The organism is Thalassotalea ganghwensis, from assembly GCF_053485795.1.
Window position 1 is genome coordinate 125,591 of the sequence record NZ_JBQRUM010000007.1, and the last position, 16,814, is coordinate 142,404.

Here is a 16,814-nt window from a genome sequence, read left to right on the forward strand (position 1 = left end):
TGATTAGCGTATGTTGATAAATATTTTCATTACCCTTGCAGTTTTATTGATTTCCACGATTGTTTTACAACGAGTCTTTGATTTACCTCGTAATATTTGGGTGCTTTTCGTTGCACAATCTTTTGTGATGAGCTGCTCCCCTGTGATCGTTTTTATTGGTGGAATATTATCCTCTGAAATGATCACCGATAAAAGTTTAGCAACACTTCCGATAAGTCTAATGATTTTAGGCGTTGCCAGCGGAGCGGTACCCGCCGCCCTTACGGCAAAAAGATTGGGACGAAAAATAGCTGCATTACTTGGATTCTCTATCACCTTAACCGCTTGTCTCATTGCTATTTATGCCACTAAAATGGCAAGCTTTAGTCTGTTTATTATCGCTTGTACCCTATTTGGATTAAGTACCGCCTTTATTCAACAACTTAGATTTGCAGCCATAGACAGTACCGAAAATGAAGAAAACATCCCCACCGTGCTTTCAATCTTAATGCTAAGTGGAATTTTCGCAGCCTTCCTTGGACCCGAGATTGCTGTTGTTGCAAAAGACTGGTTAGCATCACCATATGGTTATGCCGGTTCATTTATGTTCTTAGCCGGTTTTGTTGTTATTGCTATGTTGGTAATGCTGCTTTTTCAAGATCCTCCAACGATGGTTCAGCAGTCTTCTGACAGCGCTCGACCTCTAAAAGACATCGCCAAACAGCCGATTTTCTTGATCGCTATTAGCGCTGCTGCCATAGGGTTCGGGTTAATGAGTTATCTCATGACAGCAACCCCGATCAGTATGCATCACATGCACGGTCATAGCCTATTAGATACCAAGTGGGTTATTCAATCACACATTGCCGCGATGTTTATTCCCTCATTATTTACAGGCGTACTCGTCAAGCGCATAGGCTTAGCAAATTTATTGCTCTTAGGAACGCTTATCTATGCGATCGTTGCCATTATCGCGTTTTCTGGCGAACAAGTTATTCATTATTGGTGGGCTTTGCTACTTTTAGGCATTGGCTGGAACTTTTTGTTTCTAACCGGGACTTCACTACTACCACAAAGCTATCAAGCGCATGAGCGTCACAAAGTGCAAGCATTGAATGATTTTATTATTTTTGGCTTTCAAGCAACCGCATCATTATTAGCTGGTTGGGTACTGTTCAAAACCAGCTGGCATGGTATTGTCATTTCGAGCCTACCTTTTATCGCGTTGCTGTTTATCGTGACTTGGTATTATTTTCGAGTACAAAGAAAATCAAATCAGCCTAAAGCATTACGCGTTGAGGATAGTGAAAGAGTGCAAGTGAAAGAGTATAAGTGAACGAGTATGAGTGTAGGAGTAAAATAGTTTGGACGCAGAAATATTAACAGTTGGGCACCCAATCTTAGCCAGCAAAGCCAATCCTGTCGATAACGTTTTATCTAATGACGTTCAAGACTTAATTACTACCCTAATTGACACCGCAATACAAGCCAACGGTGTCGGTATTGCTGCACCACAAATAGGCGTGAATAAACAAATATTTATTGTGTGCTCAAAACCAAGTGTTCGCTACCCTAACGCACCAATGATGAAGCCAACACCAATTATTAACCCAGAAATTGTTGAATATTCGGGGGAGATTGTTGAAGATTGGGAAGGCTGTTTAAGTGTCCCCAAAAAGCGTGGCTTAGTGCCACGATATGACAACATTACCGTACGTTATCAAGATAGACAAGGTTATTGGCAAACCAAAAAATTTTCGGGCTTTGTCGCAAGAATTTTTCAACACGAAATTGATCACCTCAATGGCCTTACCTTTTTAGATAGAGTGAATGACAAAGCAAAGGTGATCGGTGAAGAATTATGGTATCAACAATATGCAAATCAATAACAGCAAAAAAGTAAAGCTAATAAAAAGCTTTGTTCATTAACATCTAACAGCAAAGCTCGCCATTGACGAGCTTTATCAAATTATTACTACTCAGGAACGAAACTTCTTTGTGTAAGATAATTTGAGCTTTGATATAGTTCACCACTTGAGTAATCTTCTCGAAACCTAGTAAGTAGCACGTCATACTTATTACCATTACGTCCTACTACTTCCAACGATAGATATTTTCTAAATTTGCATTCTTCTAACGTAATATCACAGGACTCGACATATCGGTTATTAAGATAATATGCTTTGTAAACATATACATTACCGGTTTTTTCCCACTTTGCTCCGAAAGTCTCCGAATCTTGCCATTGACCATCAACCAGCTCTTGAAAGGCAAGCTCTCCATTACTCTTAAAATGGGTCCGATACTCGACATTAAATAAGTCTTCTAAATCAGGCATTGTATCTAATGCTGAATACATATAACCAGCGGAGTGATGCCATGTAAACGGTTTATCTGGTACCAAAAAACTACTACTGCTCTCTATTGTTGTTTCAGCTCGTTTTAGTACCATTGAGTAATAATTTCTGCTCATCAATGATGTCAATTTTTGGTAATGCAGTGAGGTATTATTAGGGTAAAACAAAGATAACACCTTGTTTTCATAACGCCAGGTTCCATTACGTTGATTAAGTAAATCTTCAAACGTGCCATCTTCATCAAAGTGAAAATTCGCAGCATGCCAATCAGAGAAATCGTTGCCAATTTTCTTACTCATACTATCAATATAAAAAGCCTTATCTGCCAAGTCATGCTCTTGTCCATGATAGTGGCGTAAAACGTTATACATAACTTTATCGTCGAAGCAAACGTCACTTTCACTTTCGAAGTTAGCTTTATATATATATACATCATATTCTTTGGTACTAAAGAGTTTAGCCAATACCATATTATCAAAGTTAGGCCTTACACGAGCTTTTTGATAAACTTCACCAACTTGACAATATACCCAGCGTGAGTAGATAGAGATGTAGCCACTGTCATGAGTCTTAGTAGTAAATTCAAGTTCTATTCGGTCATCATGCGTATTTACTACACCATCAAACCTGACTTCTTCATAACTGACATAATTAGCATTGTTGCCATTTAGTGTTAACGAAGAAAAATAACCCGCAGGATAACTACTTCCCATAATAGAAGGCTGTGTTGCTAAATAGTGCTCGCCATTACTTAAGCGATCGGGGTAAACAGTTAACTCGCCATCAAATAAGTCATTAAATGCTCGGTGATATATAGCACCTTGAGTATCTCGCCACCTTGCCAATTGCTGTCTCATGGTCACAGTCGATTTTATAAACTCATTGACCGAGCTAAAACCTTCAGGCAAGTTTAAGCCATTGTCTGCATTTATCAGCTGTGCAGCAATGGTCATCTGTAATAAATAAAAACTATCTGCTTTAAATTGCGCTTTGATGAGTTGTTGTGATGTTGCGGCTTGCTCTCCTTCCAATACCAATGAGATTAGCTCATATTCAGCGGTGGTGACATCACTAATGTTTTGCACCTTAGGCGCTAATGCTTGATCGACTTGCTGATAAACATCACCTACTGAGCCCAAATAGGCATTGAGTTGATATTGCTCATTAATATTTACTGACGCTGTGATAACCGTATCAGGTGAAACGACGGGTATTGTGGCAGTGTAATTACCCTCAGCGTCGGTATATACGGTAACTTGCTCTGTGCCTACCGTTAACTTAACCGCTAAACCTTCTTGCACATAACCAATAACGCGACCTGATACAGGATGATTTTTTCTGACTTTAACCGTTATAAAGCCAGAAGATACCGCGCCATGACTATCATTGAAGGTGTAACCAAAACTATCATCACCTACATAACCACTTTCTGCCTGATAAACCAAGCGATTATTCGATAACGTCACACTACCGTGCGCTGGAGATGAATGCGATAGTATGGTTAAGGTATCGCCTTCAACATCGATGTCATTCGCTAGAGGGTCAATTTCGATACTTTCATCAGCCGCCACATACGCAATATCATCGTTAGCGACCGGCAAGACATTGTTGATCGTTATCGCAACTGTCGACTCCACTTCGCCGTTGTTTTGGTCTGTCACAGTATAAGTTAATACTTCTTCCCCTGCTTGGCCTAGCGTTGGCGTATAAAGCAGCTTGTTATCAACAATGGCCACAGTAGCCAAGCTACTGGCCGACACTGACGTTAAGGTTAAATCATCACCAACAACGTCGCTATCGTTTGCTAAAACATCGATAGTAATCTGCTGATTTTGTTCAATGATCTGGGCATCATCGCTAACAACTGGCAACAGGTTATTTACGGTAATCGCAACAGTTGCTGTATTTTGATCGCCATAGCTGTCAGTAACCACATAAACAAAGCTATCTTCACCAGCAAAGCCATCAACCGGTGTATAAATAAAATCATTATCACTTTGTACTAAGGTGCCATGTGATGGCATGGAAGTGCTGACTACGGTTAACTCATGCCCTGCCGCTGAACTATCATTGACAAGCACATCAAGCGTTATTTGTTGGTTTTGATTAATTTCAACAAGATCATTGTTTGCATTAGGCGGAAGGTTTGCGACAGATAATGATACTTCAGCGCTTGCTTGCTGGCCCGCGCTGTCGGTAATGGTATAAGAAAAACTGTCGTCACCGACATAACTTGTTTCTGGTGTATAAACCAAGTTATTGTTATTAATGAGTAATGTGCCATGCTGAGGTTCGCTGTATGCACTGACACTAAAGCTGTCTTGGTCATTATCATTTGCAGTAACATCAAGCACCGTCGAAACATTCATCCCAACATCATAACTATCAGCGACTGCTTGCGGGGGATTATTAACGGCTGGCTTACTTGATTCATTAGTAGATGAACTTCCACCACCGCCACAAGCTCCAAGTATAAATAAAAAAAGATAAACCGACGCTTTGGTCATGTTATTCATATGTCGAATCCATATATCACACACAATTTTATTGGATACATTATACATTATAAAAATTAACAAGCGAATACATTTTTTTAACACGAGCCAACTGCAAAATAAGGCAATGACTGTAAGATTAGTTTGGAAAACGAACCCTGCAATTGTCATAATGCGCTATCTTCTCAAAAGCAATATAGAGAACTATGTTAAATAAGCACGTAAAACAATTAACGGATAAACACCAAGCGCTGATCCAAAGTGACGATCAAAAAGTGAGCTCTCATACTCAACGAGAGCAAGATGAGTGGATCATTAATACAATAATGATTGAAGGGCACAATGTGCCATTTAAATATAAGCGAAAAAAGCATTACCAATCCCTGAAAGGACAACGAGTTAACTTAACGTATTATCCGAGTGAAGAAACCGTTGCGGGCTTGGCCATTGAAGTCATGAACGTCGTACGAATTAAAGTTAGTTAATATAACCAAGTGTTATAGCGATTTCTCCTTATAATTAATACGGCTATTAAAAGTGCATTTTTTAACGATTATTTGTCGAAATTAAAAACAATCCTTGACGAATTCTTCTACATCTTACATAAATAGATTATCAACTATAAAAATAATAACGTTGAGAGTAGCTAACAATACTAAAAATAATGATTAGTTATTGATTAGTTTAATTGGGGACTGCAAGAGGAATAAAATATGATTTTAAACCATATCTGGGGCTTATACGCTCACCCAAAAGAAGAATGGCAAACCATAGAAAAGCGTCACGAAAGCTTAATGTACAGCATGGTGCATATTCTAGTTGTCGCGTTAATACCAGCAATTTGTAGCTACTACGCAGCAGCTCATATTGGTTGGACGATAGGAGCAGGAGACCCAATTCGATTACCTCAAGACAGTGCAATAGCGATGGCTGTGGCCATGTATGTCGGGTTAGTTGTTGGTGTTTTTGCGCTCGCTTATCTAGTACAGTGGATGGCAGTTACGTTTGATGCTAAACCTGATTTTACTCAATCGCTAGAGCTTGCTGCCTATACTGCAACACCTTTATTAATGGTTGGCTTAACAGCGCTTTACCCTGTACTTTGGTTTGTTACCGTAGCTGGCTTAGCGGCGCTAACTTATTCAGTATACCTTCTATACTCTGGTGTACCGATCATGATGAATATCCCTGAAGAAAAGGGCTTTATTTACGCAAGTTCAGTGGTAACTTGTGGTTTAGTGTTACTAGTTGCCTTAATGGCTATTAGCGCAGTGTTATTTGGTATGGGATTTGGTTCTGATTACATCCCATCCTAAAGCTCATTAAATCATTTATCTAGTGAGTAAGAAAAAGGCGAATCAGATGATTCGCCTTTTTTAATTTCAATCAACAATGACCGTTACGTTATAACTGGCTTGATGCCTGCACCGAATCTTTACGTTTAATCGTTGCTTGTTCTTTCAAACTTTCAACATAGCTTTGATATGCAGATTGCGCTAATTGCTGAGTATACTGCTGTGAGAAACTGTTGTTTTCAGTAACTTCACCCTCTTTAACCGCTTTAACCTCTACCAACGCAATGTTACCATTGTTCATGGTTACTGTTGTTGCTGAAACTTGCCCTTCTGCTGGATGAGGTAGCTTAAATGCTTCTTTAGTGATGTTACTATCTAAAGTTGAACCGTAACGAGCAACCGCTTCTTTGTCTTCAAATTGACTATTAAGCGCAGTTAATTGCTCACTTACATCATCCCCTGACTGAAACGCTGTTAATAACGCTTGCGCTTTCTCGTTAGCAATTTCACTGGCTTTTTCCGCAATTAACATCGTCTCGATACGATCTTTCACTTCAGTTAGTGGCTTAACATTGGCTTGTTGGTATTCATTTAATCTTAATACCACGACTTGCGAATCACTTACTTCGATTAAGTCAGAGTTAAGACGTTCAGTTAAGACAACATCAGAAAATGCAGCATCAATAACTTGAGCATTATCAAACGGCGCTTGATTGCCAAAGCGCTGTAACCAATCTGAAGTTTTCACTTGCGCTGAAACTGCTTGAGCAGCGTCTTCAAGGCTATCAGGGAACTCAAAACTTAAACGAGCAACTTCTTGTTGTAACTCAAAAAACTTGTCTTCAGCTTTACGCTCACTAACCGCTTGGCGAATCTCTTCTTTTACGTCATCAAACGCTTTTACCTGCTCTTCTTTAAGCGCAGTTAACTTGATGATATGAAAACCAAAGTCAGTTTTAACAATATCAGAAACACTGCCTACATCATTTAACGCAAAAGCAGCTTGCTCAAACGACTCTTCCATCACCCCAGGCTCCAACCACTCAAGGTCTCCACCATTTTCGCCGCTGAACACATCATCAGATAACTGTTTAGCTAATTCAGCGAAATCTTCTCCGGCGTTAATTTTAGCAAGTGTCTCTTCAGCTTTTTGCTTTGCTGCAGCTTCATCATCACCAAATTCAAATAAGATATGAGCGATACGTTTTTGCTCTTTTTGCTGATACTTACTCATATTTTGCTGATAATACTCTTCCAAGTCAGCGTCAGTCACTTCAACGTTATTAGCCACTTGATCGATAGTTAATTCAATGTAATTAACTTTGACTTTTTCTTGATTTTGAAAGCGATCTTGATTCTCTTGGTAATACTTATTGATTTCTTCATCGCTAATCGTAATGTCAGCTTTAAATTGCTCAGCATCTATCGTCGCAAAACGAATATCTCTGGTTTGATTTTGCAATGATAGCAACTGTTTCTCTTGATAAGGTAAGCTAAACTCACTGGCTAATATCGCCTGATTTAGTTGACGGCGAGCCATTTCTTCACGTAAGTAATCACGAAAATCTGATGATTGATAAAAGCCCGCTTGGTTAATTAACGCCAAATAACGATTATTATCGAACTTTCCTTCTACCTGAAACTCAGGCATTTCACGAATCGTTTGCTTGATACGCTCATCAGAAACTCTGATCGATAAATCATCGATGGCTAAATCAATAAGTTTTTGATTGATTAAGCTATCAAGGACACTTTTACGAAAATTCGCCATATAATTAGCATCAGCGGATAAGGTTTCAAACATGTCACCAAATTGCTGAGCCATGCGGTTGCGCTGATTTTGGTATGCTTTATCAAAATCAGACTGCGAAATTTTTTCACCGTTTACTTGCGCTACAGACGTATCTACTGAGCTGGTGTAGCTGCCAATACCTGCAAACGCAAACGTTAAAATTACAAAACCAAGTATGATCTTAGCAATCATGCCTTGTGAGTTTTCTCTAATATTTTCTAACATCGTATTCTCTATTTACACTACAGTGTTTTAGTTGTCTGCGCGCGATTTTAACAGATGCTTAACCTAGGTTGAAGCAGACAATTAGAATTTTTATTTTTACTTATACCAATTCCTATAAGTATTCAGTCATTCAGAGGGAATTAAATAGTCAATGGATTGGGTATTTAAGCCGATACGTTATGATTTTAACGTGGTCTATATATGCAAAAGACCACCCAAAAGGTGGCCTTTTTAAAAAGACTAATGCCTAAGATTAGTTACAAGCATCTTTTAAAGCTTTACCCGCTTTAAATGATGGGATCTTAGCCGCAGCGATTTCAATCGTTGCACCAGTTTGTGGGTTACGGCCAGTGCGTGCTGCACGGTCACGTACAGAAAAAGTACCAAAACCAACTAATGCTACTTGCTCACCGCTTTTTAATTCTTCGGTAACAGCTTCAATAAATGAGTCTAACGCACGACCAGCAGCAGCTTTAGAAATGTCAGCACCAGCAGCAATTTTCTCGATTAATTGAGATTTATTCACAGTATATTCCCCTTCAAAGTTTATTATTCAGCGCTATCTTTTATTTTTAGCGTCCTGCGGAAACTTTATAACAAGCTTCTAATAGAACATCAAGCGCTGAGTTAAAGAAATTCAAAATTAAGATAATTATTTTTATCTCATCTAGATCCCACTATAAATAAGGGGTCTAGCGCATCAGCCTCATTAACTTACCATGTTTTTTTGATTTGGAAAGCGTTTATTTCAAATTTCTTTACTTTTTTTTAGTTTTTTTGCCTAATTTAACAAAAAATCAACGATTTTCTTAGTCTTAGCTCGCTTTTTCCCATTTTTCAACCGGGTGCTCTAATGCAATCGCTAACACTTCTTCTATCCATTTTACCGGATGAATTGCCAGATCTGCCTTCACATTTTCTGGAATTTCCTTCAAATCACGCTCATTATCTTTTGGAATAACGACGGTTTTTATGCCACCTCGATGCGCTGCAAGCAGCTTTTCTTTCAAACCACCTATCGCGAGAACTTCACCACGAAGGGTGATTTCTCCTGTCATGGCAACGTCAGCCTTAACAGGATTGCCTGTTAAACTAGATACAAGCGCTGTACACATACCAATACCAGCACTTGGCCCATCTTTAGGCGTTGCCCCTTCTGGCACATGGACATGAATATCCCGTTTTTCATAGAAATCATTATTGATACGGAACTTATCAGCACGAGAACGCACTACTGTCATTGCCGCTTGAATTGATTCTTGCATAACATCACCAAGCGAACCGGTATAACTGAGCTTGCCTTTACCCGGTACCGACGCGGTTTCAATGGTTAACAACTCACCACCAACTTGCGTCCACGCTAGACCTGTTACTAAACCTACGCGGTTTTCTTCATCCGCTTTACCATAATCAAAACGTTGTACTCCTAGAAATTCACTTAAATTTTCTTGAGTAATTTCAACTTTCTTCAATGACTTATCTAACAATATGGCTTTCACCGCTTTACGGCAAAGCTTAGATATTTCTCGCTCTAAATTACGAACACCAGCCTCACGAGTGTAATAGCGAATAATGCCGATAATAGCGCTATCATCGATAGAAATTTCTTTCTCTTTAAGGCCATTTCTCTGGATCTGTTTTTCTAATAAATGATTTTTAGCGATATTGAGTTTTTCATCTTCGGTATAACCTGACAAACGAATCACTTCCATCCGATCTAATAATGGACCAGGAATATCCATACTATTAGAGGTCGCGACAAACATCACATCCGACAAGTCATAATCAACCTCAAGATAATGATCATTGAAGCTACTATTTTGTTCTGGATCTAATACTTCGAGTAGTGCTGAAGCAGGATCTCCACGCATATCAGAGGCCATCTTATCGATTTCATCTAATAAAAACAGTGGGTTTTTAACCCCTACTTTAGCCAATTTTTGAATCAATTTACCCGGTAACGATCCAATATATGTGCGGCGATGCCCTCTAATTTCAGCCTCATCGCGAACACCACCAAGCGCCATGCGAACATACTTACGCCCTGTGGATTTCGCGATTGACTGACCAAGAGAGGTTTTACCTACCCCAGGAGGCCCCACTAAACACAGTATAGGGCCTTTTAATTGACTCACTCGCTGTTGCACCGCTAGGTACTCTAAAATTCTCTCTTTGACCTTCTCGAGGCCATAATGGTCTTTCTCTAGTACTTGTTCAGCAACTTTTAAATCGCGTTTGAGTTTACTGCGTTTCTTCCAAGGCACACTTGTCATCCAATCAATATAACTTCTCACTACAGTGGCTTCTGCAGACATTGGTGACATCATTTTCAATTTTTGAAGCTCTGCCATTGTTTTTTCTTTGGCTTCTTTTGGCATGTGAGCATCTTCAATTTTTTTGGTAATTTGCTCTGCTTCGTCAGGGACATCATCCATATCACCTAACTCTTTTTGAATCGCTTTCATTTGCTCATTCAAATAGTATTCGCGTTGGCTTTTTTCCATTTGCTTTTTAACGCGAGTACGAATTTTCTTTTCAACCTGCAACAGATCAATTTCACCTTCCATTAACGCCATGAGATATTCTAAGCGCTCAGTGACATCCGTAATTTCTAATACTTTTTGTTTATCCGCTAACTTAAGTGGCATATGAGCCGCCATGGTATCGGCAAGTTGCTCAGCATCATCGATTCCTGAAACAGAGGTGAGTACTTCAGGAGGGATCTTTTTATTAAGCTTTACATAACCTTCAAACTGAGAAACTGCTGAGCGAACGAGGATTTCAGTGGTCTTTTCATCAGTATCTTCTACCGTCAGGTAATTAATATCTGCGGTAAAGTACTCATCGGTCTCAACGTATTGACTAATTTTGGCGCGTTTAACCCCTTCAACTAAGACCTTTACTGTACCATCTGGTAATTTTAACATCTGCAAAATAGTTGCTACGGTACCTGTTTCATACACATCTGCTGTTGTGGGATCATCAACCGATGCATCTTTTTGAGCGACTAAGAAAACTTGTTTGTCTCCTTCCATCGCAATATCCAAACAACGGATAGATTTCTCTCGCCCAACAAACAATGGGATCACCATTTGGGGATAGACAACAACATCACGCAAGGCCAACACGGGAATGGCCGCAACTGAGGCGACTTCAACTAATTCTTCAGACATTCGGTAACTCTCTTGGAAATCTATTTGGTGCGATTATGAACCTAAGTAAAAAGTATATGGGGTTAAACCTTTACCTTTCAACTATCGATTAAAAAAAACCACGCAAATGCGTGGTTTTTTATTTGGTTTATCAAGCGTTAATTTTCAGATGCCGCTTGGTCTTGTTGAGATTCATAAATGATAATGGGTTTTGATTCACCTTTTATCACGGTTTCATCAATAACAACCTTGCTGACATTTTCCATCGAAGGTAATTCGTACATGGTATCAAGCAAAACACCTTCAACAATTGAACGTAAACCACGAGCACCGGTTTTACGCACCATGGCTTTATGCGCAATAGCCTTCAATGCATCGGTACGGAACTCAAGCTCAACGTCTTCCATGTCAAATAATGCAGTAAATTGCTTGGTTAAGGCGTTTTTCGGTTCCTGCAAAATTTGAATAAGGGCATCCTCATCTAACTCAGCAAGGGTAGCGACTACCGGTAAGCGACCAATAAACTCCGGAATTAAACCATATTTAACCAGATCTTCAGGCTCCACTTCTAAAAAGCGCTCTGTTAAAGACTTTTTAGTATCACTCGCTTTAACTTTGGCGCCAAATCCAATGCCAGTTCCTGTATCAATGCGTTGTTCGATAACCTTATCTAAACCAGCAAATGCACCACCGCAAATAAAGAGAATTTTGGAGGTATCAACTTGTAAAAACTCTTGCTGTGGATGCTTTCGTCCGCCCTGCGGCGGAACAGAGGCTATTGTACCTTCAATAAGCTTTAATAACGCTTGTTGTACACCTTCTCCAGAAACATCGCGAGTAATTGACGGGTTATCTGATTTGCGTGAAATTTTATCAATCTCATCAATGTACACAATACCACGCTGAGCTTTCTCAACGTCGTAATCACATTTTTGTAATAACTTTTGAATGATGTTTTCAACATCTTCACCAACATAACCTGCTTCAGTCAATGTTGTGGCATCCGCCATAGTGAATGGCACATCTAACAACCTTGCTAACGTTTCAGCAAGTAATGTTTTACCACAACCTGTTGGGCCTATTAATAAGATATTACTCTTGCCTAACTCGACGCCATTATGTGAATCACCATTACGCAAACGCTTGTAGTGATTATATACGGCTACCGCAAGCACCTTTTTTGCATGCTCCTGACCAATAACATAATCATCTAAACTTTTGCGAAGCTCAATTGGTGTTGGTAAAGACTCTTTGTCTTGTTTCGGTGCGATTTCTTTTATTTCTTCACGAATGATATCGTTACAAAGTTCAACACACTCATCACATATAAAAACAGAAGGCCCTGCAATAAGCTTTCTTACTTCGTGCTGACTTTTTCCACAAAATGAGCAATACAGTAGTTTGCCACTATCACCGTCACCTTTTTTAATATCGGTCATACGGTACCTCTAAACTATTTAAAAACAATATCTCTACCCTTAAGTATTTCATAAAAACTACAGATCACAATAAAAACGTGTCTTTAGTTATTTATCGGCTCTTTGTTCTAATATGGCATCAACTAAGCCATATTCAACTGCACTTTCAGCACTTAAGAAGTTATCACGATCAGTATCTTCAGAAACTTTCGCTAAATCTTGACCGGTATGCTCCGCCATTAAACGATTCAATTTATCTTTGATATAAAGAATTTCTTTTGCATGAATTTCAAAATCAGAAGCCTGACCTTGAAAACCACCCAGTGGCTGATGAATCATCACTCGCGCATTTGGTAAACAATAACGCTTACCCTTCTCGCCGCCAGATAACAAAAATGCGCCCATACTCGCTGCTTGACCAATACATACCGTACTGACATGAGGGCGAATAAACTTCATGGTATCATAAATTGCTAAACCAGCGGTGACTGAGCCACCTGGAGAGTTGATATATAAATAAATATCTTTCTCTGGGCTTTCTGACTCCAAAAACAATAGCTGTGCAACAATTAAATTGGCCATATGGTCTTCAACTTGACCACATAAAAAAATCACACGCTCTTTCAATAAGCGTGAATAAATATCATACGAGCGCTCACCTTTAGCAGTTTGCTCAACCACCATAGGAACTAGGGCACTTTCGGTAATATTACTAAAATCGTGAGAATTATTATGAGAAGTTAACAACTATTTCTTCCTTACTATAAAAAAATGGCTTATATGTTTCCATATAAGCCATTTAAGCTATTGCTTAAGCTAATGTCAATGACTAAAGCTTATTTTGCTTCAGGATTCATGATCTCTTTGAAGCTAGCTTTCTTATCTTTAACTTTTGCGCTCTCAACTAACTTGTCAACCGCTTGCTCTTCTAATGCAACATTTTGCATTTGCTGATTTAGCTCTTTATTTGACTTGTAGTATTCGATAACTTCTTGCGGATCTTCGTAAGCAGAAGCCGCAGTTTCGATTAACTCGTTAACTTTGTTATCGTCAACTTTCAATTCGTTAGTTTTGATCACCTCACCTAGCAACAAACCAACTTTTACGCGACGCTTAGCTTGCTCAGCAAACATATCGTCTGGTAATTGTGGTAAGTTTTTAGGATCCATTTGACCTTGGAAGCGTTGCATTGCTTGTTGGCGTAATGCTTGTATTTCCTGTGCAATTAATGCACTAGGAATTTCGATATCGTTCGCTTCTAATAAACCTTCAATAACTTGCTCTTTAACTTTCGCTTTGATTGCTTGGTTTAATTCACGAGTCATGTTTTTACGCACTTCTTCACGTAATGCGTCAACACCACCTTCGTTTACACCAAAAAGCTTAGCAAATTCTTCATCGACTTCTGGTAATACTGGCCCTTCTGTTTTTAACACAGTGATATCGAACTCAGCATCTTTACCTTTAAGGTTTTCAGCGTGGTAGTCTTCAGGGAATGTAACGTTGATGGTTTTCTCTTCACCCGATTTCATACCCGTGATTTCTTTTTCAAAGCCAGGGATCATACGACCAGCACCAAGCTCTAATTCAAAGTTTTCAGCTTTACCGCCTTCAAACTCTTCACCGTCAACACGACCTACAAAGTTAATTGTTAACTTGTCGCCTTTCTTAGTTTTACGCTTGTTTTCTTTCCACGTTTTGTGTTGGTTTTGTAAAGTAACAAACATTTCATCTAAATCTTTGTCTGTTACTTCAGCAACTAAACGCTCAACTTTGATTTTATCTAAACCAGATAATTCAACTTCTGGATAAACTTCGAAAGTCGCTTCAAATTCTAAATCTTTACCATCTTCATTACTTTTCGCCACAAATTGAGGACGACCAGCTGGTGTGATTTTTTCTGCCATAATCGCTTCAACAAAGTTACGTTGCATAACTTCACCAGCAATTTCTTGACGAACACTTTTACCGTAACGTTTCTGTAATACTGATGGTGGTACTTTACCAGGACGGAAACCGTTGATACGCTGTGTCTTACCGATCTGACGAAGACGATTCTTTACTTCAACATCTACTTTCTCTGCAGGAACTGAAATAGTTAATCGACGTTCCAAACCTTTTGTAGTCTCTAATGAAACTTGCATTTAATTACCTCAAAACTTAGCGTTTTCAACGCTTTTACTTAACGCATCTATCGTTAGTAAGTAAAAAACGACAAGATTTTTTACTTGCAACCCGCCAACAAAATGCTAGTCGAGCCCGGGAAAATCCGAATAACAGATGTCCAGATTAAAAATAGTGACGCAGAATTATAGCGGCGCTTTTCGTAAGAGTCGAGGGCTGATGGCAATTAATTTTTTGACAAGATAACAGCAATGCTCTATGTCAATAAAAAACGGATAAAAATTATACAAATAGCGTTTTAAAAAATCGGCACTAAATATAGGTACGGTGAAACTATTGGACGGTTTTTACTGAATAAATTAGGAAATGAATGAAATAAAGTGGTCGGTGATGCAAGATTCGAACTTGCGACCCCTTGGACCCAAACCAAGTGCGCTACCAAGCTGCGCTAATCACCGACATAAGATGGGGTGGCATATGGGACTTGAACCCACGACAACCGGAATCACAATCCGGGGCTCTACCAACTGAGCTAATGCCACCATAGTTGTAGTAAATGGCACGCCCTGTAGGATTCGAACCTACGACCCACGCCTTAGAAGGGCGTTGCTCTATCCAGCTGAGCTAAGGGCGCACATTACCTACATAAGGCTACACTTTCTTAACCTTTACTAAAATTAAGAAGTGGTCGGTGATGCAAGATTCGAACTTGCGACCCCTTGGACCCAAACCAAGTGCGCTACCAAGCTGCGCTAATCACCGACATTGCTAAAAACATACATGTCTTCAACGGGTGCGGATATTACCGAGTTGCCCGTGACACGTCAAACGTTTTTTATAAAAAAAATGTCGTTCGCTCACTTTTAAAGCAAACCATGCATTTGACAAGTCAAGTTGCACAAATTAACTACAAATATAGCTAATGTTAGACAATACACCAAACTGTATACTGTATAATATAATTTTGACTTGTCTTTGCTATTTACAACTATGACAATTTTTTAATTTGTGCGAAAATATCAAGGATTTTCACTTTTCACCAACACCCTAGGACTTATGACTGCATCACTTATTGATGGCAAAGCCATTGCTCAACAACTTAGACAAAACGTAAAAGAAAAAGTAAAAGCACGACTTGAACAAGGTAAACGAGCACCTGGATTAGCCGTTATTCTTGTTGGCAATGATCCAGCATCAGAAGTATATGTTGGCAGTAAGCGCAAAGCCTGTGAAGAAGTCGGTTTTGTGTCTCGTTCGTATGATTTGCCCGAAACGACTAACCAAGATGAGTTATTGTCATTAATTGATGAACTGAATCATGATCCAGCAATTGATGGTATTTTAGTACAGCTTCCCTTACCTAACGGATTAGATGCCAATCTTGTCATTGAAACTATCGCCCCCAATAAGGATGTTGATGGCTTTCATCCATCGAACGTTGGTAAATTAGCCTTGCGCCAGCCTGGCCTTAGGCCTTGCACACCTAAAGGTATTATGACGCTTATCGAGTCTACCGGTGTCAAAACACATGGTTTAGATGCTGTTGTCGTTGGTGCTTCTAACATTGTTGGTCGTCCGATGACCTTAGAGCTATTGTTAGCCGGTTGTACTATCACTACCACTCACCGCTTTACTAAAAATTTAGAAGAGAAGGTGCGAGGGGCTGATCTTTTAGTGGTTGCGGTCGGTAAACCGGAATTTATTCCTGGCGATTGGATCAAAGAAGGCGCGATTGTTATCGATGTTGGTATTAACCGCATGGACAGTGGTCGCTTAGTGGGTGATGTAGAATTTGATGTCGCTAAAGAAAAAGCCTCTTTTATTACCCCTGTACCGGGTGGTGTCGGCCCTATGACAGTGGCGAGCTTAATAGAAAACACGCTAATTGCTTGTGAGCAATTTGGCGAATAGCCAACTTAACGTAATGACATTAAAAAAGCCCGCTCTAAGCGGGCTTTTTTAATGATTGAGTTAGCG

The 16,814-nt window shown here is 39.4% G+C and carries 12 protein-coding genes and 4 tRNA genes; 5 read left to right on the forward strand and 11 right to left on the reverse strand.

What is annotated here, in order from left to right; genetic code table 11:
- The first annotated feature begins 10 nt into the window (after window positions 1-10).
- Window positions 11-1,315: an MFS transporter gene (locus tag ACSLUH_RS09255; RefSeq protein WP_448566242.1), complete on the forward strand. Its 1,305-nt coding sequence runs from the start codon at window positions 11-13 to the stop codon at window positions 1,313-1,315.
- A gap of 28 nt (window positions 1,316-1,343) precedes the next feature.
- Window positions 1,344-1,868, forward strand: a complete 525-nt coding sequence (def, locus tag ACSLUH_RS09260) for a peptide deformylase (protein ID WP_448566244.1) — start codon at window positions 1,344-1,346, stop codon at window positions 1,866-1,868.
- A gap of 86 nt (window positions 1,869-1,954) precedes the next feature.
- Here the strand turns inward: def and ACSLUH_RS09265 are convergent, their stop codons facing one another.
- A complete protein-coding gene (locus ACSLUH_RS09265; RefSeq protein WP_448566246.1) occupies window positions 1,955-4,852 on the reverse strand; it encodes an Ig-like domain-containing protein in 2,898 nt (965 codons plus the stop codon).
- A gap of 185 nt (window positions 4,853-5,037) precedes the next feature.
- On the opposite strand from ACSLUH_RS09265, the gene ACSLUH_RS09270 reads away from it, so the two are divergent.
- Window positions 5,038-5,316: a hypothetical protein gene (locus tag ACSLUH_RS09270; RefSeq protein ID WP_448566248.1), complete on the forward strand. Its 279-nt coding sequence runs from the start codon at window positions 5,038-5,040 to the stop codon at window positions 5,314-5,316.
- Window positions 5,317-5,544: 228 nt separating this feature from the next.
- Window positions 5,545-6,147, forward strand: a complete 603-nt coding sequence (locus ACSLUH_RS09275; protein ID WP_448566250.1) for a Yip1 family protein — start codon at window positions 5,545-5,547, stop codon at window positions 6,145-6,147.
- Window positions 6,148-6,235: 88 nt separating this feature from the next.
- Here ACSLUH_RS09275 and ACSLUH_RS09280 read toward each other — a convergent pair whose 3' ends face one another.
- The 10 genes from ACSLUH_RS09280 to ACSLUH_RS09325 form a co-directional block, all read right to left on the reverse strand.
- Window positions 6,236-8,143, reverse strand: a complete 1,908-nt coding sequence (locus tag ACSLUH_RS09280) for a SurA N-terminal domain-containing protein (protein ID WP_448566252.1) — start codon at window positions 8,141-8,143, stop codon at window positions 6,236-6,238.
- Between the two features lie 253 nt (window positions 8,144-8,396).
- On the reverse strand, window positions 8,397-8,669 hold the full coding sequence (hupB, locus tag ACSLUH_RS09285; protein ID WP_074499445.1) for a nucleoid-associated protein HU-beta: 273 nt from the start codon (window positions 8,667-8,669) through the stop codon (window positions 8,397-8,399).
- Window positions 8,670-8,958: 289 nt separating this feature from the next.
- Window positions 8,959-11,316, reverse strand: coding sequence for an endopeptidase La (lon, locus tag ACSLUH_RS09290; protein ID WP_448566254.1), 2,358 nt, complete (start codon window positions 11,314-11,316; stop codon window positions 8,959-8,961).
- A gap of 137 nt (window positions 11,317-11,453) precedes the next feature.
- Window positions 11,454-12,734, reverse strand: a complete 1,281-nt coding sequence (clpX, locus tag ACSLUH_RS09295) for an ATP-dependent protease ATP-binding subunit ClpX (RefSeq protein ID WP_448566256.1) — start codon at window positions 12,732-12,734, stop codon at window positions 11,454-11,456.
- A gap of 87 nt (window positions 12,735-12,821) precedes the next feature.
- On the reverse strand, window positions 12,822-13,421 hold the full coding sequence (clpP, locus tag ACSLUH_RS09300) for an ATP-dependent Clp endopeptidase proteolytic subunit ClpP (RefSeq protein ID WP_448566395.1): 600 nt from the start codon (window positions 13,419-13,421) through the stop codon (window positions 12,822-12,824).
- Between the two features lie 128 nt (window positions 13,422-13,549).
- Window positions 13,550-14,857, reverse strand: coding sequence for a trigger factor (tig, locus tag ACSLUH_RS09305; protein WP_448566258.1), 1,308 nt, complete (start codon window positions 14,855-14,857; stop codon window positions 13,550-13,552).
- A 361-nt stretch (window positions 14,858-15,218) separates the two neighbouring features.
- Window positions 15,219-15,295 (reverse strand) — tRNA-Pro (locus tag ACSLUH_RS09310).
- An 8-nt stretch (window positions 15,296-15,303) separates the two neighbouring features.
- Window positions 15,304-15,379 (reverse strand) — tRNA-His (locus ACSLUH_RS09315).
- A gap of 15 nt (window positions 15,380-15,394) precedes the next feature.
- Window positions 15,395-15,471 (reverse strand) — tRNA-Arg (locus ACSLUH_RS09320).
- 51 nt (window positions 15,472-15,522) lie between these two features.
- Window positions 15,523-15,599 (reverse strand) — tRNA-Pro (locus tag ACSLUH_RS09325).
- A gap of 294 nt (window positions 15,600-15,893) precedes the next feature.
- Between ACSLUH_RS09325 and folD the strand changes: the two genes are divergently transcribed.
- Window positions 15,894-16,748 carry a bifunctional methylenetetrahydrofolate dehydrogenase/methenyltetrahydrofolate cyclohydrolase FolD gene (folD, locus tag ACSLUH_RS09330; RefSeq protein ID WP_448566260.1) on the forward strand — a complete coding sequence of 285 codons (855 nt, stop codon included), beginning with the start codon at window positions 15,894-15,896 and terminating at the stop codon, window positions 16,746-16,748.
- Window positions 16,749-16,814: the final 66 nt, after the last annotated feature.